The sequence below is a fragment of the Zhongshania borealis genome (assembly GCF_039539625.1).
Lineage (GTDB): Bacteria > Pseudomonadota > Gammaproteobacteria > Pseudomonadales > Spongiibacteraceae > Spongiibacter > Spongiibacter borealis.
The window spans coordinates 466482-481626 of the sequence record NZ_BAABDM010000001.1; the positions used below are offsets into that span (position 1 = coordinate 466482).

Here is a 15145-nt window from a genome sequence, read left to right on the forward strand (position 1 = left end):
ATTTATTGTTAATTTTCAATGCCTTAATCTTAGGCTGTGCGTTCGAAGTGGGCCGTGGTCTTGTGCTTGATCACATAAGGGCATATGTCACCGACCTGTACGCTGCCGAACAGATCGCATTCATCTATTCGAGATACGGTTCCTCGCCGGATATTACTTATAGATAAGTGGTTAGTGGCGCGGAATATACAAGACGTCACTGTTGTTATCGCTAACGCGAATTTGATATTTGAAGCGGAAATTAAACACTGTTGAGTAATAGCAAGCGACGCTTGATCTGCATCAATCTTGAAAGAAGTTTATTGGTGTAGAGTTTAGGCTACTTGTGCTGGGTAGATTTTGGGCTTGCTATACGCTTAGAAAGTTGATTGTGTCTTATAGGCCTACGGTTGCTTCACTTCTAAATCTGTAGGTTGGTTGCTGGTGCGTTTGATGACAATGGAAAATGTCTGGTTGAAGCGCGCTCGCCGTTAACCGCGTATGCACTTGCCACTTATAGGGCCGAAGCCTGTGTGGCGGCGGTTGAACCTAGTATACCGGTTCTGCAGGACGTCTGTATCGCTTGATTGTTGAGTCGCTCATGGGACTTAGTCGCGAGGTCGCCAGGCTGTTTATCGAGCCCTGCTTGCCCGCGGAGTGGTATCACTGCGCGATTGTCTATCGCTTTGGTGAAACGGTGTACCACATCAAAACTGAACAACGTCACGCAGCGGGTAGATTAGTGCAGCAAGGATTTGCCTTAATGGCGTTGATGTTCGCGCAGCGGCTGGTCTTGAACGCGAGAGTGTGCCTCTGGTTGACGATCAACTAGCGCATAGCATTGAAGTTTTTATATCAACGGAGCAGACCATCTGATGCTTGCGATCTTTACACAGTTAGCTAACTTTATTGCTTATACGCTTTTCGGCCTGACGCCGCATTCAAAACTAGGCGATGCTGTTCAATTTTTTATAGAAGATACCAGCAAGATATTTTTCCTGTTATTGGTAATGATTTATTTTATCGCACTTTTTCGCGCGTCTCTCAATATTGAAAGGGTTCGCGATTATCTTGCAGGCAAAAATAAATTTATCGGCTATTTTATGGGGTCTATTTTTGGCGCCATCACGCCGTTTTGTTCATGCTCAAGTATTCCGATTTTTTTAGGCTTCACCTCAGGTGGAATTCCCGTGGGTATCACGATGGCATTCCTCTTGACCTCGCCGCTCATTAACGAAGTCGCAGTACTGCTTTTGTTAAGTCTAGTGGGTTGGGAGATAACCTTTATTTATGTCTTAGTTGGTGTGACGATTGGTGTTGCAGGCGGAATTTTTCTGGATCTTATCCACGCCGAAAAGCTGTTGCAGCCCTTTGCACGCAAGGCTTATGAGGCGGCAAGTTCGGTCGCCGGTAGCGAAACGATTAAAGTCAGGATGTCGTTTAACGAACGACATGAATTTGCCAGGCAAGAGTTAGGGGAAATTTTCGGCCGCGTTTGGAAGTGGGTCTTTATTGGTGTTGGTCTAGGTGCCGCTTTACATGGTTTTGTGCCGGTTTCTTGGATAGAAAATAATCTTGGCGACGGTCAGTGGTGGTCGGTGCCACTGGCAGTTGTGCTAGGTATTCCGCTCTATTCAAACGCGACAGGTGTTATCCCTGTCATGGAAAGTTTGATCGGCAAAGGTCTGCCGATAGGGACCACATTGGCTTTTTGTATGAGTACCGTCGCCGCCAGCTTTCCTGAGTTTATACTGCTAAAACAAGTGATGACCTGGCGCTTACTCGCGACTATTTTCACGCTGCTACTTGTGTCGTTTACCGTAATGGGATGGGTTTTAAATGCAATTAATGTTAGCTAGGAGACGTGTATGAAAGAAATTAAAGTTTTAGGTAGTGGTTGCGCTAAATGTATAAAGACCGCCGAGTTTATTGATGTGGTTGCTAAAGGCTGCGGAGTTTCCGTCGACGTGCAAAAAGAAACCAGTCCAGAAGTGATGATGAGTTACGGTGTAATGAGTACGCCGGCGGTGGTTATTGATAATGTCTTGGTGCACTCAGGGTCGATTCCTAGCCGAGAAAAAATAGAGAGTTGGTTGAGTGCCGTGGGTTGATCATGATCGAAATCAATTCCTGGCGCGGTGATTAGCGTTATGGTCAAGGCTGAATTTAGCAGCGAACGCGTGCGAAATTCATGTCACGCGACGAGCGTCGCGTCAGCAAGAATAGACCTAGACCTCTTGGCTACTTGGAATTAATCATGGTTGAGCATGCGCACTCTTACCCAACGTACGCAAAAGTCATTCACTTGGGGATTGCGGTATTCGGTATCACAGCGTATCTAACCGGCGACTGGGCGGACGGAGACGGAACGTCGCTAGGCTATCTAATGCATACCTACTTAGGACTTTCATTGGCCGCTTTTATGCTGGTTCGCATCGCTGTAGGGCTGAGCGGGAGTCAATCACTTTCTTTCTGGGGGCGGTCGCCATTTTCGCGGCAACAGTGGCGATTTGCCTTGGAGGATATTAAAACCGTTGCGAAGCTAGGTCTGCCTGAACGTGATCCGCATCAAGGCTTGGCCGGTATTACCCAAACATTTGGCCTAATCATATTCACGTGGATGGGCATTACGGGAACAGGTATTATTCTGTTAGCGAGCGAAGAGGAGAGCAATGTCTTTGAATTTGTTGAAGAGGCTCACGAACTGGGTGAGTCATTAATACCAATTTATTTGGTTTTGCATGTAGGCGCGGTGGTGCTCCATACGCTTAGCGGTAACCCAATTTGGAAAAAAATGTTTATGCGATAAAAGTCAGGCATTCAGCTGTATTGAAAGGTTTTCAAAAAATATTTCTGAGTTTAATTAAAGCTCCGTAAATTATTTCTCTCCGCAATAATATCGAACATTTCTGCATCAATTCCGGCTTGCCTTAGTCGGTGATAATTTCGCTCCAGCTCGATCAGTAATTCGTCGATATTTTTGTTGGTTCGTTGCATGGCGGTTTTCTGTGGCGAGTTGCAGGAATTTGCTATGCGGATGATTTTGTTTTGAAATGCCTCTGTTGTTAGTGTTTACTTGATTTGAATCAATTCACTTTTATCTAGGATCGATAATATCGACTTAGCGCATTTTCGCAGCCTTGCCGTATGGAGAATGGATGATGAGTACTAAGCAAAATGTTAACGATATGATCGAAAAATTGCGCGAGCAGCGTGATGATATTAACGTGAAAATTCATTTGGCTAATATGGAAGTGCGTGACGAGTGGCAGGAACTAGAACAAAAGTGGGGCCAGCTCGTGGATAAAACCAAGCGCCTCAATAAAGAAGTGGAACCGGCTGTCGAGAGCGTGCACGCCGCAATATCCCTTTTAGGCGAGGAGATTAAAGAAGGCTATCGTAAGGTTAAGCGCGCTTTGTAAGGTAAGTCTAAGAAGGCGACGACGGTGATTTGAGGCCGTCTAGTTTCGTCAACAAGTTACTGACTTATGCTCCGGCTTTCCGTTGACCTACGAGTGAAAATACCGCGCCCTGTGGGTCGAGTCCTTGAATGGTGTATTCGTTGCCTGGAATTGGGTCTGGGCCAGTTAATATCGTTCCGCCGCCAGCCTTTACTTTTTCGACCGCGATATCAATGTCTGCAACTCTGAAATAGTAATTCCACATTGGTCGTGGCATAGCGTCTGGACTTGGCATTATTGCGCCGATCATGTAATCGTGACGTAAAAACTCGTACGTACCCATTGGCCCCATATCCATTTCGCCGTCTTTAATCCAGCCAAATTCCTTGCCATAGAATGAGCGCGCCCCAGCGGGGTTGCTGCTCATTAACTCGTTCCACGCGCAGTGTCCGTCCCTAGGGTAGTCAGCGGCAAAGGCAAGACTGGCTTCGTCGCTAAGCCCCCGCATAATATAAAACAGCGCGCCCTGGGGGTCGCTTACCATCGCGATACGGCCAACATCAGGAATGTCAGTTGCCGGCATTATCTCTGTGCCGCCGGCGGTGATGATCCGCTCAATACAGGCGTCAACGTCGTCTGCGGCGAGATAGCCTAGCCATATTGGTTGTGCGCCGCCTGCTTTCATCTCTGGCGTAATCTGTAGCATGCCACCAATGTCGGCGCTGGCTTTGGCGGTGATAATCGTATAATCCATCTCGGCTTGGCCGCTATCGTTGAATTCCCAGTCGAGTACATTTCCGTAGAATAATTGCGCGAGATCAGTATTGTCTGTTAGCAGCTCGTACCAGATGAAATCGCCGTGTTTGTTGGCCATGCTTATTCTCCTTATAATTTAGTCCATTGCTTAATGCTACTCGTCGCCGACGCGAGGGCCGAGGGCTAAATCGACATTAGCACAGAATTTTTACAGTTTTTAGTATGTTCTCGGCTAACAGTGGTACTGTCATTTATAGGCTAAAATAGCGAATGCATATAATTTGGGGTGAAACCCGTGGAGGCGAAGAATGCTGGGCAGTAAGCGCGAGGTTTTTCAGTGGCGTAGTATGCATGTCTGAATTTTCCGACGAGTATTGGATGCACCATGCTTTGGGATTGGCGCAGCAGGCTGATTTGGCGAACGAGGTGCCAGTTGGCGCGATTATCGTTAAAGATAATGAGCTTATTGCCGAGGCATTTAATCAGCCAATCAGCAGCGCAGACCCAACAGCTCACGCGGAGATTGTTGCGTTGCGCAGTGCAGCGCAAAGGTTAAAAAATTATCGCCTGCCGGACACGACCCTCTACGTGACGGTTGAGCCCTGTGCGATGTGCGCTGGCGCGATTATTCACAGCCGTATTCAACGGCTTGTATATGGCGCGGCCGAACCAAAAGCGGGGGCAGTGTGTAGTCATTTGCAGCTGTTCGATCAGCCACAGATGAATCATCGCGTGGAATGGCTTGGCGGTGTGCTGGCTGGGGAGGCCACGGCTGTATTGCAGGCATTTTTTACGCGCCGCCGTGAAGAAAAGCGGGCTTTGAAGAAGCCGACTGTTTAGCTTCTATATGGTGGCTTAGTTTGCTCCGGCTAGGCCACAACGGTTTGATTCTTTCATGCAGTATGTGGGATACCGCGTTTTGCGGGGGTGAGGACTAGATTTACGACGCAATGAGTTTTTCGGCCTTGGTGATGCGAATGATAAAGCTGGTGGCCTTGTAGGTAGCGTGAGCGGAGTCGAACATTGCGCGGAGCGTATTCAGTTTTTCGTCGCTCCTCAGTTAGTACAACGTTGAGGTTTTCTGGTGATGGCAGCGGCTTTATCGAAGCCGCTGCCATGTATTTAGGCCAATTATTTAGCCAGTTGGCCATGATATGACGAAATGATCTAGCTAAAAAGGCCTACCACCATGTTACATATAATCCCGCCAGTATTAATATTATTAATAAGGCCGAGAGATTAAAGCTAGAAGTGGTTTCGGTGCTGATACCCGCTAGGTCAATTACTTTATCCTGATGTCGTGGCCACAGGTGAGAAATAATCAATGCCAGTACTGTGCAGAGCAAAAATACCAAACCAACTCGATCGATAAATGGGAGGTCCGGAAGCGCAAGCTTAAACGCGAGTGATAAGACGGCTGAGCCCACGCCTGCGGCCAGTGCTGCCTCCGCAGTGGTGCGTGAATAAAATATCCCGAGGAGAAAAATGACCACAATGCCTGGTGTGAAAAAGCCAGTGAATTCTTGAATGTACTGAAATGCTTGGTCAAAATTCCCTAGCAGCGGGCGCGCAATTACGATGGCTATTAACATGGCGGAGATCGATGCTAAACGGCCGACTAGGACAGATTTTTCTTCTCTGGCGTTGGGTATTAGGTGGCGGTAGACATCCATCGTGAAAATAGTTGAAATGCTGTTGGTCATCGATGCAAGTGAGGACACAATAGCAGCCAGAAGTGCAGCGAAAACCAATCCTTTGATACCGGTAGGTAGCAGCATCATGGCGTGTGGGTAGGCTTGATCTGGTGAAGTTAGCTCCGAATTAAGGACAAACATAGCAATGCCGGGCAGCACTACTATGATCGGCATTAAAAGTTTGAGAAAGGCAGCTAAGGCGATACCTTTTTGGGCCTCGTCTACGCTTTTAGCGGCGAGCGCTCGTTGGATAATATATTGGTTAAAGCCCCAATAGGATAAGTTCATGATCCACATTCCGCCAATCAACACTGATATCCCTGGAAGGCTCGCGTAATGAGGGCTATCTCTGCTTAGAATCATGTCGAATTTTTCGGGCGCCTGCTCCATTAGTGTAATGAATCCGGCAAGTACTCCCTGGCCGTCACTTACTTGTTGTAGCAAAATCCACGCGATGAGCACGCCACCTAACATCAATAGTACAACTTGTATAATGTCGGTAAGTGCTACTGCTTTAAGGCCGCCATATAAAGAGTAGGCGAGGGCGAAGAGGCCTAGAAATGTCAGCCCATAGAATAAATCGAGACCCGTAATAGTGTTGATCGCGAGTGCACCTAACCAGAGTATGGATGTTAGATTTACAAACACATATACACCTAGCCAAAATAGCGCCATTACCATGCGAACGCGGTGATCGAATCGATGCTCCAAAAATTGCGGCATAGTATAAATACCGACCTTAAGAAATACTGGTAATAAATACTTACCCACTAGGATCAAGGTGATGGCGCCCATCCATTCATATGACGCAATGGCCAAGCCAATTGCGTATCCTGAACCAGACATACCTATAATTTGTTCAGCCGAGATGTTGGCGGCAACCAAAGAGGTGCCAATTGCCCACCAGGGTAGTGATTTGCTGGCGAGAAAATAGTCGTTGGCATTTTTTTCGTGACCGACTTTTTCTCTTGATACCCACTGCGCTAGTGCAAGCAGTGAAACTCCGTATATAAAGACAATACTTAAATCCAAAGTAGCTAGCATAAATAACCTCTTATTAGAAAAATTAGCAGTTGATCGTGCGACTTAGGATGGGCAAATCAATAATGCTTCAGCTGGTACATTGGTTATAACGGCGGCTTCGCTCAACGTCATTTTGAAGTGACCGTCTGCGGAAAGAACAAGGGGGCTATCAATTTTACTTAGTGCGGCGCCGGCAGATTCTAAGCAGGCCATTGGCACGGCTATCTGTACCCACTCACCAATTGAAAAACTGTTTACGATCGATGTAATGTCAATGGCGGCAGTGCAGGGCAGGCCGCAGTCCATTTGCAGAATAACCTTGCTGGTTGCAGCCTCGTCAACTCGCATTTTGAGTGAGAGGGCGCCATCCATGTCGCGAAGCTCTGTAAAATCGACCGGTGAATCTGATTGCCAAAAGACCTTGTTGAAACTCCCTATTTGGCTTTTCCATGTAAGTTGGCGCGCGTCTTCCTGCACTTTGAAATCTACCGCGATCACCGATAGCTTACCTGAGGCCAATTCTGCGCGGCCGGCTTCGACCATTTGCGGCGGGTTTTGCGCGTCGGCAATCAGCATTCCCCAAGGTGCCTTAGAGCTTCGATGGAACACCACCTTGTCTACGTTTTCTACTTTGCCAACAGGGGTTTCATTTAAATTGTTCGCGAGTTGGTGCTTACTACTGTAGTCAAGGCCGTAGCCAAGTGGGAATAGCTGCTGGTTTATAGGGGCATCATGATTGTCGGTATTTAGGTCAATGGCCGGCCAATCAAAGCTTAATCTACCGCGGAAATCGTAGCGGGCTTTGCCATCTGAGTCGCTAAACAAAACATCGGCAACGCCTGCGCCTTCGCTGCCAGGTAGCCATGCGACCACAAATGCATCTGAGGCATTTAACTCGGCATTAACCCACATCGGCCGGCCCGTTAACAGTACCGCGACTACTGGAATTTTAGCCTGCTGTAAGCTTTGCAGTAATTTTAGGTCGGTCTTGTGCCCCTGCTGCCAAGCTAACGAAGGTACGTCACCTAGCCCTTCAGCGTAGGGCTTCTCGCCAAAGACAACCACCGCAACATCTGGCTTGTTTTGAAATTGACCTGACTCGCTGAGGATCGCTTTACCGCCGGCCTCAACAACAACGTCGCTAATACCTTGGAAAATTGAGGTGCCTTGGGGGAAGTCATCGTTGCTATTCCCGGTACCCTGCCATGTAATGGTCCAGCCGCCGTTTTGTTGACCAATGTCGTTTGCACCACTACCGGCAACAAGCACTTGTTGATGTGGGTGAAGCGGTAAAAGCCCTGAATTATTTTTCAGTAGAACTAGGGATTGGCGTACTGCCTGTCGAGCAAGTAGCCGGTGGGCTTCGGAGGCGATCAATGCGGATGAATTCGCGACGCGTAATGAGGGTTTAACCGCGTCTAGTAGTCCGCTACGGAGCTTCACGCGCAGGATACGACGTACCGCGTCATCAATACGTGCGATTGGAATCAGGCCAGTTTCTACTTCGCGTACCATATTGTTATGCAGGGCGCGCCAGTCGTCTGGAACCATTACCATATCAATGCCGGCGTTAATTGCCTGGGGGCAACTATCATTTGTACAGCCGGGCACTTGGCCTATGCCATTCCAGTCGCTAACCACAAAACCGTCGAATCCTAATTGGTTTTTCAGTACATCCGTTAGTAGGGTTTTGTTACCATGGATTTTGTCGCCGTTCCAGCTATTGAACGAGGCCATTACGGTCATCACACCAGCGTCGATGGCCGTCTGGTAGCCTCGGCCGTGCTGTTCTAAGAGGGCGTCTAAAGTGAGGCGAGTGTCACCTTGATCCACGCCGCGAAGGGTGCCGCCGTCCCCAATAAAATGTTTAGCTGTTGCCACAATGCCTTGGTCTTGAATGCCATGGACAATCTCGCCGGCATAGCTCGCTACGAGTTCTGCTTGGTCACTGTAACCTTCGTAGGTTCGGCCCCAGCGATCATCTTTTACAACGGCAACCGTTGGCGCAAATATCCAGTCGATACCTGTTGCCGCTACTTCTACAGCAGTCGCTTTTCCAATGGCACCTACTAGGGCCGGATTATTAGCCGCGCCTAAACCAATGTTGTGTGGGAATAGGGTGGCGCCTACAACGTTGTTGTGACCGTGAACAGCGTCAGTGCCCCAGCTGATAGGGATTCCAGCGTTGCCGCCAGACTGGTCGATAGATGCCTCAAAATAGGCATCGGCCAATTCAAGCCATTGCGCTGGCGATGCATGCTTGTTATTGAATGGGAAGGAGCCGCCGCCATTGAGAATGCTGCCTAGTCCGTATTGGCGGACGTCTTCGGGGGAAACATGCTTAATTTCGCCTTGGATCATCTGCCCAATTTTTTGCTCGAGCGTCATGTTTGCCAAGATCGCGTTGATTCTATTTTCTTGAGTGAGAGCCATACTGTTGGCAGTGTCTTTCGGCAGTGTTTTATCGCTCATACAGCCAGCGATTGCTATGGCAACAGCTGTTAAAGTCCCTAGGCGAACAATTGCTTTCATGTTTTTCATCTATGACGCTAAGCCTCTTTTCGATTATTGTCTTTTTACAGTCACCACCCTAGATGGGTGTCCACTTGTGGGGCACCTTAGAAAAAATATCGTATATATTGAACTCTAATGCGATGAGGCGGGGTTAAGGTGCGATGAATAGGTCTTAACGGCATATTTAGGCTTATAATTATAATGTTGCACTTCTCATCTAGTCGCATCGATGCAAGCGCAAAGTTGCGGTAATTTTATAATGGGAGTCTTTGTGCAAGAGCTGGCTTATTTTCCACCGTTCCTTGGTGTGATAGACGCGGTGAATCTGCCGATAATTGGATTTCGGCTTTGGTTATGTCAAGGTGCGGAGTAGTGCATTTATTCAAACGCCGGCGATTAAATCTAAGTTTTTCTCGTATATGGGAGTCCACTATGCATGTTGATATATACTAATTTCGTTAAATACGTATAGCGTTTGTCCTGTTCATCTCAATGTTGATCCGCTTTGCCGCATAATCCTATTTTGCTTTCGCCGTTTTTGAGATTGTATGCTCGAAGTCTATTGCGATAACTATTTTAAAATTCTGCAATGGTCTTTTCGAGCTAGAAAATAAAAAAGGAAGACAGTTTCCGCAATTGGAAAAAGTTTTCGCAATGATCCAAAATCTGGAGATAGTAAATGATAATGCATAAACCACTCGCTTTAGCGGTGAGTTTAGCAAGTACGGCATTGGCGATGCCTGTATTTGCTCAAGACACTACCGACGAAAAATCAACATGGGCGCTTGAAGAAATTATTGTCACCGCGACCAAACGCGAAACAAACTTGATGGAAACCCCTGTAGCGATATCAGCCTTCAGTCAGAGTGAGCTCGATCGGCAGGGTATTACCAATGTTAAAGATATAGCCAATTTAGTACCAAACTTAGATATCGCATATGACCAGGATCAGAGCTCGCCTGTTATCGCAATGCGCGGCGTTCGATCTACAAATACATCTGAGCTAGGGGACCCATCAGTCGGTCTACACATGGATGGGGTCTACTCTCCACGTCCACAAGGCGCGATGGCGTTAATGTTCGACGTTGAACGTGTCGAAGCCTTGCGCGGCCCGCAAGGTACTCTGTTCGGCCGAAATTCAACGGTTGGCACGATTAATGTAATTTCAAAACGCCCGGTTATAGATGAACTGGAGGGTTCGCTCGGTATCGAAATTGGTCGCTGGAATCAACGGCAAATTAAAGGAATGATTAATATTCCAGTCTCTGACACGTTTGCACTGCGGGCGTCTGCAATGAAAGAGACCCGTGATTCCTACCTGAATGGATATTATGACGCAAATCAGTGGGATCGCCGCCGGCTTCCTGCAGAAGCGCAAAATGCGCCGCTTCTCACCGGCGAACCACAGACCTTAACCCAACGCGCGAACTCGTGGACGGCCCCGCGCGAGTTAGTCGCCGCTGATCCTGAAACGTTTTATAACAATTCAGACCAATATGCCTACAGATTGTCGGGTTTATGGGAGCCTAGTGATACGTTGTCATGGATGCTTACTTATGAAAAATACCAAGACAGCAGTGCGGGTGGCATAAACACCATTGACTGTGATAAGGCGGATCAACGGCTATCAGAAAATGCCGATGGCGATATGGTTCCTGGCCTACTTGGTTGCGAATATATTTATGGTCCGGGAGCAGATGAATATACAGTCGCGGTAAATACACCTGGAAAATTAGATTTGTCTATCGATAGCGTCCGTTCTAATCTCCGCTGGGACTTTAGCGATACGCTGTCTTTTATTTATAACGCCGGATATGCGAGCCAGCAGCGATCGGCTTTGATGGATATTGATGCCGGCGTTACCGATTGGGATATGGCACTGAATTTTATTGATACTGATTATGTGTCGCAATCCCATGAATTCCAGTTGCAATCGATGACTGATGGACCGCTACAATGGATTGCGGGGATATTCTATTTTAAAGAACAAAATGGAATGGAAGGGTACTTTAATGCCGCGATGAATGACTCCACCTTTTGGGACCAGCCTGATCGCACGCTTGAATCAATTGCATATTTCGGTCAAGGGACTTATGACCTGAGTGAAAAACTGCATTTAACGTTGGGGTATCGTTGGAGTAAGGACACAAAACAAGATAAGGGTGGGCATAATAAAAGTTGCTTGCGAGACTATTCGCTTGGGCCTGACGACGAAGGCTATCCGGGATGTTACCCAGCTTGGGTTTCTGACGCGCCGGGCTATGAAGATGACCCGAATGGATACTTTAATTCTTACTCAGCGGATCATTTTGATGACCCCTCTATTTATACAGATACGACCAATAATGACACAAAAGGTAGCTGGGCGTCCGCTACCTATCGATTTGGGTTTGACTACGATCTAAGTGACGAAGTAATGCTGTATAGCTACCTAGCCAATGGCTTTAAGTCTGGTGGTATTGGCGATGTGGTAGTGGAGTATGAGCAAGATCCTACCACGGCAGAGTACCCGCTAGATGCGGATGGCAACCGGATCGTTAAGACAACGCATGCGTCGGATTATGATCCCGAGGAAGTAGTAACGTTTGAAATTGGCGCGAAGGGCGATTTTTATGATGGAAAATTGAATCTATCAGGCACATTCTTCTTGTCTTCATATAAAGATATGCAGTTAGCGGCGCCAGAATCGGTTTATAACGTTTATGCGGTACAGATGAACCCGAACGAAGAGCACTATGGGGAGGTGGAAACAAACGGATTTGTAGTCTATCGAACTAAAAATGCCGCAAAGTCTGAGATAAAAGGTGTCGAGTTTGAGTTTGACTGGGCCCCTTATCGCAATGGTCATGTCAGTGGTTTTGCTACGTGGCTAAAAACCGAAATTACTTCTGATTTTGTAACCCGATTTGATTATGCTGCATCGGATCTCTTTGAGATGGATTATGGCCCAGCGCATGATAATGAAAATCCTGATTTGTACAGAAATCTGAAAGGGAACGAGTTAGCTGCAGCACCTGAATTTTCGGTCACAGTGAATTACGATCACACCTTTAACATTAAAAATGGTGCTAAAGTCATTCCATTCATAGGGATTCACTGGGAAGACGAGTCATATTTGACATACTGGAACGTTGATAAACATGAATTCCCAGTTGGAAGTACTGGGGCGTATGATGATACGCGGGCTGCATTTCATGTTGTGAATGTGTCAGTGAAATATTTGAGTGCGGACGAGAGCTGGAATCTGGAGGCGTTTGGCTATAACGTTACAGATGAATCAATCCCTTATTGGGCTGGCGGCAGTGACGGCGTGGTTCGCGGGTCTCGGTCAATGCCTGCAAATTACGGTGTTCGCCTTAATTATAGTTTCTAAATATATTCCCTGAGTCTCGTGGGTTTTGGCTGAGAAATTTATAATTTGTCAGCCTTTTTTTTGTAAAAGGAAAAATGATATATTATTTATTTTGTGAGGTTAAATAAATTTATCTTTAGCACTTTTAATTAAATATACGTTTTTGAAATTGCATTATTGAATCTAAACAATATATATAATATAAGTTTTGTAATATATTTTATTATACTTTCTGTGCTTTTTATTGAGTGTGTCGCTAGTTAGTATTTGCAATAAATGATTTTATTTCGTCTCGAAAATTACGACTTACCTTTAGCTGTTCTCCGCAATCTAAGTAAAGGAAGTACTCACCTTTAGTATGGGACTTAACTTGTTCTATTTTTTCAAGATTCACAATAGTGGATCGATGAATTTGTTTGAATATTGTGCTATCAAGTTTTGCTAGTAATACCTTTAGCGTACAGCGCATGATGTGGGTTGTGCCATTAACATGAATACACATGTAATCACCTGCGGCATCTACCCAGTCGATATCCTTCTCTTGCACCATCATTATGGTGTCTGAATCTTTAATAGCTAATTTTTTAATATCAGATGTTGTGCTTAGTGTGCCTTCGGTAACCTCTCTCGCGTGGATTTTTTCCGCGATCTCTTCAATGGCGCTTAGCAGGGGTTGCTTGGACTCCTGAGCTTGTGTCGCTAGGCGCGCTCGAGCGCGATCAACCGCTAGAAGCAAGCGCTCTTCGTCTAGTGGCTTCAGTAAGTAGTCTACTGCGTGTACGTCAAATGCATGTAAAGCATACTGTTCATAAGCAGTTGAGAATATAACCATCGGCATTGCATCTGACTGTAGCGCCTTTATAACATCAAACCCGTTCATTCCGGGCATTTGGATGTCTAGGAAAATGAGGTCTGGGTCAAGCTCCATAACCGCGCGCACGGCATCGCGGCCGTTGCCACATTCCCCAAGTATTTCAATGTTGGGTATGCTGCCTAGACAGGTGCGTAATAATTTTCGGGCGAGTGGCTCATCGTCGACAAGTAAAACGCGTAGATTTGTCATTTTTTTACCATTATTAAAATATGATTCTTATTGTTGGCGACGCTTTTTTCTAATATCAAAATGGATGCTAATAGGATTCTGAACTCGAGGTAAGTAGATAGATTAATTTGCCGGCAAGTAGCGGTCGGGAAGCGCTCGCTCGGCCTTAAATGGAAGGCGCATCTTTATTCTCAAACCAGAGGAGTCTGACTCGAGTAGGTCTACTGTTTGGCGGTCACCGTGTAAAAGTTGTAGTCGCTCCAAGGTGTTACGTAGGCCGATGCCACGACCTTGTGGTTGCTTACGCATGTGGTCTTTTAGGCCTGGACCGTCATCCCAGACCTCGAGAATAAGTAAGTCCGCCTCAATTTGTGCCTCAATGCCAATGGTTCCACCGAGTTCGTTCATGGAAATGGCGTACTTAATTGCATTTTCTACCAAGGGCTGAAGAAGGAAGCTCGGGATTTGAGCTTTACGGGCCGCAGTGGAGACATCGATTATAAGATTTAGGCGGTCTCCGAAGCGCGCTTTTTCGATATCCAGATACAGCATTACGGCGTCGAGCTCTTTTTCAAGATTGACAAGGTGGCTGGGGTCATTGTCTAAGGAGTAACGTAAAAACTTACTCAGCTTTTGTATCATAAGTTGCGCGGTAGCGTTGTCGCTGGTGCGGATCAGCGCATATATTGCATTGAGTGTGTTAAATAGGAAGTGTGGGTTGAGTTGGTAGCGAAGCATTGCCAGCTGGGCTTCTCTGGCGGCAGCTTCTGCGTGTAATCGTTTGTTTTGTTCTGATTGAATCTCTGCTTCACGTTGCAGGACTTTTCTGTGTTCAAGCTGCATTAAGTTGTAATATTTGGCGCAGTAATACATTGCTGTCCAGCAAAAGAATATGAAAAAACTCCCGAAATACCATCCTCCAAAATCCAGCCATACGTTCTTCTCTTCATGGACGATCCAAACGAATGTGATCATGCGCATTCCGGTCCATGCGGCAGAGGTGAACACTACTGCGAGCACGGTCACAATAGTGCGTAAGGGAAAGCTCCTTGCCCAAATAAAAGTATAAAGATTGCGTAACGGAAATGAGATTATCACTCCTAGTGCAGCTTGCACGCTGGTGTGGAGGATGTAGGTGTGCTCTGCGGTGTTATACCACAGCGTCAAGGAAAAGAAGGTAAATAGCATTAGCCCTAACCAGAATATTAGCTGGAATAGGTAAAACATCGCGTTAGGACTGCTGTAAAATGCTTTTGCAATCGGGTTCATTCGGGTACCCCGTTGTAATGAGCCGCGCATAAACTGTAATTGTATGTGATCTTGGTTTCTTTGCGTAGTACCGTTTAGCTCGTTGGGGGCGTACTGTCGTGAAATTCGTCCCTTT

General features: G+C 46.6%; 13 protein-coding genes. 7 read left to right on the top strand and 6 right to left on the bottom strand.

Annotation, left to right across the window (positions count from 1 at the left end):
- Window positions 1-580: 580 nt before the first annotated feature.
- The 4 genes from ABD836_RS02120 to ABD836_RS02135 all read left to right on the top strand — a co-directional run bounded on the left by ABD836_RS02120 (window position 581) and on the right by ABD836_RS02135 (window position 2788).
- A complete protein-coding gene (locus ABD836_RS02120) occupies window positions 581-811 on the top strand; it encodes a hypothetical protein (protein ID WP_344932109.1) in 231 nt (76 codons plus the stop codon).
- Between the two features lie 43 nt (window positions 812-854).
- Complete coding sequence (locus ABD836_RS02125; RefSeq protein ID WP_344932110.1) at window positions 855-1838, top strand: permease; 984 nt, start codon at window positions 855-857, stop codon at window positions 1836-1838.
- A gap of 9 nt (window positions 1839-1847) precedes the next feature.
- Window positions 1848-2090: a thioredoxin family protein gene (locus ABD836_RS02130; RefSeq protein WP_344932111.1), complete on the top strand. Its 243-nt coding sequence runs from the start codon at window positions 1848-1850 to the stop codon at window positions 2088-2090.
- Between the two features lie 146 nt (window positions 2091-2236).
- Entirely contained in the window at window positions 2237-2788 is a 552-nt protein-coding gene (locus ABD836_RS02135) for a cytochrome b/b6 domain-containing protein (RefSeq protein WP_344932113.1), read from the top strand.
- A gap of 50 nt (window positions 2789-2838) precedes the next feature.
- On the opposite strand, the gene ABD836_RS02140 is transcribed toward ABD836_RS02135, so the two are convergent.
- Complete coding sequence (locus tag ABD836_RS02140; protein WP_344932114.1) at window positions 2839-2976, bottom strand: hypothetical protein; 138 nt, start codon at window positions 2974-2976, stop codon at window positions 2839-2841.
- A 161-nt stretch (window positions 2977-3137) separates the two neighbouring features.
- Here ABD836_RS02140 and ABD836_RS02145 point away from each other — a divergent pair, with 161 nt between their 5' ends.
- Entirely contained in the window at window positions 3138-3401 is a 264-nt protein-coding gene (locus ABD836_RS02145; protein ID WP_344932115.1) for a hypothetical protein, read from the top strand.
- Window positions 3402-3465: 64 nt separating this feature from the next.
- Here the strand turns inward: ABD836_RS02145 and ABD836_RS02150 are convergent, their stop codons facing one another.
- On the bottom strand, window positions 3466-4254 hold the full coding sequence (locus ABD836_RS02150; protein WP_344932116.1) for a VOC family protein: 789 nt from the start codon (window positions 4252-4254) through the stop codon (window positions 3466-3468).
- A gap of 233 nt (window positions 4255-4487) precedes the next feature.
- Here ABD836_RS02150 and tadA point away from each other — a divergent pair, with 233 nt between their 5' ends.
- A complete protein-coding gene (tadA, locus tag ABD836_RS02155; protein WP_344932117.1) occupies window positions 4488-4976 on the top strand; it encodes a tRNA adenosine(34) deaminase TadA in 489 nt (162 codons plus the stop codon).
- 341 nt (window positions 4977-5317) lie between these two features.
- Here tadA and ABD836_RS02160 read toward each other — a convergent pair whose 3' ends face one another.
- Complete coding sequence (locus ABD836_RS02160; RefSeq protein ID WP_344932118.1) at window positions 5318-6874, bottom strand: sodium/sugar symporter; 1557 nt, start codon at window positions 6872-6874, stop codon at window positions 5318-5320.
- Between the two features lie 42 nt (window positions 6875-6916).
- Window positions 6917-9394: a glycoside hydrolase family 3 protein gene (locus ABD836_RS02165; RefSeq protein WP_344932119.1), complete on the bottom strand. Its 2478-nt coding sequence runs from the start codon at window positions 9392-9394 to the stop codon at window positions 6917-6919.
- 652 nt (window positions 9395-10046) lie between these two features.
- Between ABD836_RS02165 and ABD836_RS02170 the strand changes: the two genes are divergently transcribed.
- Window positions 10047-12740 carry a TonB-dependent receptor gene (locus ABD836_RS02170; protein ID WP_344932120.1) on the top strand — a complete coding sequence of 898 codons (2694 nt, stop codon included), beginning with the start codon at window positions 10047-10049 and terminating at the stop codon, window positions 12738-12740.
- 235 nt (window positions 12741-12975) lie between these two features.
- On the opposite strand, the gene ABD836_RS02175 is transcribed toward ABD836_RS02170, so the two are convergent.
- A complete protein-coding gene (locus ABD836_RS02175; protein ID WP_344932121.1) occupies window positions 12976-13782 on the bottom strand; it encodes a LytR/AlgR family response regulator transcription factor in 807 nt (268 codons plus the stop codon).
- Window positions 13783-13884: 102 nt separating this feature from the next.
- Window positions 13885-15030 carry a sensor histidine kinase gene (locus ABD836_RS02180; RefSeq protein WP_344932123.1) on the bottom strand — a complete coding sequence of 382 codons (1146 nt, stop codon included), beginning with the start codon at window positions 15028-15030 and terminating at the stop codon, window positions 13885-13887.
- Window positions 15031-15145 lie beyond the last annotated feature (115 nt).

Excerpts from the sequence above, each read along its gene's own strand:
- ABD836_RS02135 (WP_344932113.1), top strand. The coding sequence starts at position 2,237 with ATGGTTGAGCATGCGCACTCTTACCCAACGTACGCAAAAGTCATTCAC.
- tadA (WP_344932117.1), top strand. The coding sequence starts at position 4,488 with ATGTCTGAATTTTCCGACGAGTATTGGATGCACCATGCTTTGGGATTG.
- ABD836_RS02125 (WP_344932110.1), top strand. The coding sequence starts at position 855 with ATGCTTGCGATCTTTACACAGTTAGCTAACTTTATTGCTTATACGCTT.
- ABD836_RS02140 (WP_344932114.1), bottom strand. The coding sequence starts at position 2,976 with ATGCAACGAACCAACAAAAATATCGACGAATTACTGATCGAGCTGGAG.
- ABD836_RS02130 (WP_344932111.1), top strand. The coding sequence starts at position 1,848 with ATGAAAGAAATTAAAGTTTTAGGTAGTGGTTGCGCTAAATGTATAAAG.
- ABD836_RS02165 (WP_344932119.1), bottom strand. The coding sequence starts at position 9,394 with ATGAAAAACATGAAAGCAATTGTTCGCCTAGGGACTTTAACAGCTGTT.
- ABD836_RS02120 (WP_344932109.1), top strand. The coding sequence starts at position 581 with ATGGGACTTAGTCGCGAGGTCGCCAGGCTGTTTATCGAGCCCTGCTTG.
- ABD836_RS02145 (WP_344932115.1), top strand. The coding sequence starts at position 3,138 with ATGATGAGTACTAAGCAAAATGTTAACGATATGATCGAAAAATTGCGC.
- ABD836_RS02180 (WP_344932123.1), bottom strand. The coding sequence starts at position 15,030 with ATGAACCCGATTGCAAAAGCATTTTACAGCAGTCCTAACGCGATGTTT.
- ABD836_RS02160 (WP_344932118.1), bottom strand. The coding sequence starts at position 6,874 with ATGCTAGCTACTTTGGATTTAAGTATTGTCTTTATATACGGAGTTTCA.
- ABD836_RS02170 (WP_344932120.1), top strand. The coding sequence starts at position 10,047 with ATGATAATGCATAAACCACTCGCTTTAGCGGTGAGTTTAGCAAGTACG.
- ABD836_RS02150 (WP_344932116.1), bottom strand. The coding sequence starts at position 4,254 with ATGGCCAACAAACACGGCGATTTCATCTGGTACGAGCTGCTAACAGAC.
- ABD836_RS02175 (WP_344932121.1), bottom strand. The coding sequence starts at position 13,782 with ATGACAAATCTACGCGTTTTACTTGTCGACGATGAGCCACTCGCCCGA.